1 protein-coding gene is annotated in these 1407 nt (G+C 47.8%); it reads left to right on the forward strand.

What is annotated here, in order from left to right; translation table 11 throughout:
- Positions 1 to 113: 113 nt before the first annotated feature.
- Positions 114 to 1407 (forward strand): IS3 family transposase gene (locus CXF70_RS06605; RefSeq protein ID WP_101802013.1). Its coding sequence is split into 2 segments (ribosomal slippage), with 1295 coding nucleotides annotated over them: positions 114 to 492 and positions 492 to 1407; the frame shifts between segments, so codons are not numbered across the junction. This gene is flagged as partial in the annotation.

The following is a 1407-nucleotide window of genomic DNA, read 5'->3' on the forward strand; positions in this document are numbered from 1 at the left end:
TGAACTGAACCCCAAATGGTAGACACTTTAAAAAAAGTGACCCCATTTGGGGTTTTTTCTGTTTTCAGACCCCGGTATACTAAATTTAGCTAACTTGGACGGGAGAAGATCATATGAGTAAAATTATATTCAACGAACACCAACAACGGGTCTTGGAGGCGAATCCGAATGTCGCTTCCGTATCCGATCGGGCGATTCAGTACACGCCGGAATTCAAAATCCATGCAGTGAAAGAGAACTTAGCGGGCAAAGGCCCTGCCCAAATCTTTAGTGAAAGTGGTTTTGATTTAACGGTTATCGGTTCCAAAAAAGCGACGTCTTCTTTGAACCGTTGGCGGACGACGTTTAGAACCTATGGAGAAGAAGGCTTCTTTGAAGAGCGTCGTGGAAAAGGCAGTACCGGCCGCCCTTCCACCAAAGATCTCTCGGCGGAGAAGAAGCTGGAGAAAGCGGAAGCACGCATCAAATACCTGGAAGCGGAAAATGAGTTGCTAAAAAAGCTCGAGGAGCTCGAGAGGCAGGCGAAGAAACGCAGCTGACCCCAGCGGAAAAATTCGAAGCGATCAACACAGTGGTCCGGAAATTCCAACTGAAGAATTTGGTGGAAACCCTTTGCCGCACAGCGAGGGTCAGCCGGAGTGGCTATTACGCCTGGCTAGAGAAAACGGAACAGCACGCCATTCGCGAAGAACAAGACTACCAGGATTACCAGTTGCTCAAAAGCATCTACGATGCGCATCGGGGGAAAATCGGGTATCGCACCTTTTATATGGTACTCACTGAACTGTTGGAAACGCCGATGAACCACAAGAAGATCCTGCGTCTCATGCGCAAATTCAATCTCTTTGCCAAAATCCGGCGAGCGAATCCCTATAAGCAAATCGCCAAAGCCACACAAGAACACACCGTATGTCCGAACTTGTTAAACCGCGAGTTTGAACAAGATGAACCCGGCAAGGTATTCGTCACTGATATCACGTATCTGCCCAACCGTTCGGGGCAAATGGCGTATCTGTCCGCTATAAAAGATGTCGCCACCCGTGAAATCGTCGCCTATGAAGTCACTACGACGCTCACGATGGAAATTGTTTACCGTACGTTGAAGAAATTGAAGGAAGCGTTGGATGGCAATGTTCACCCGGAAGCGATGATTCATTCCGATCAAGGCTTCCACTACACCCATCCCGAATATCAACAACGTGTGAAGGAACTGAAGTTGACCCAATCCATGTCCCGCCGGGGCAATTGCCTCGACAACGCCCCCATCGAATCATTTTTTGGTCACTTTAAAGATGATGTCGATTTTAAACAAGCAACCAGCTTGGATGAACTGAAAGGGCTGGTGGATGAGTACATGGAATATTACAACGGAACGCGCAAGCAATGGAATCTAAAAAAGATGACTCC

This window comes from Planomicrobium sp. MB-3u-38 (assembly GCF_002836425.1).
Lineage (GTDB): Bacteria > Bacillota > Bacilli > Bacillales_A > Planococcaceae > Planococcus > Planococcus okeanokoites.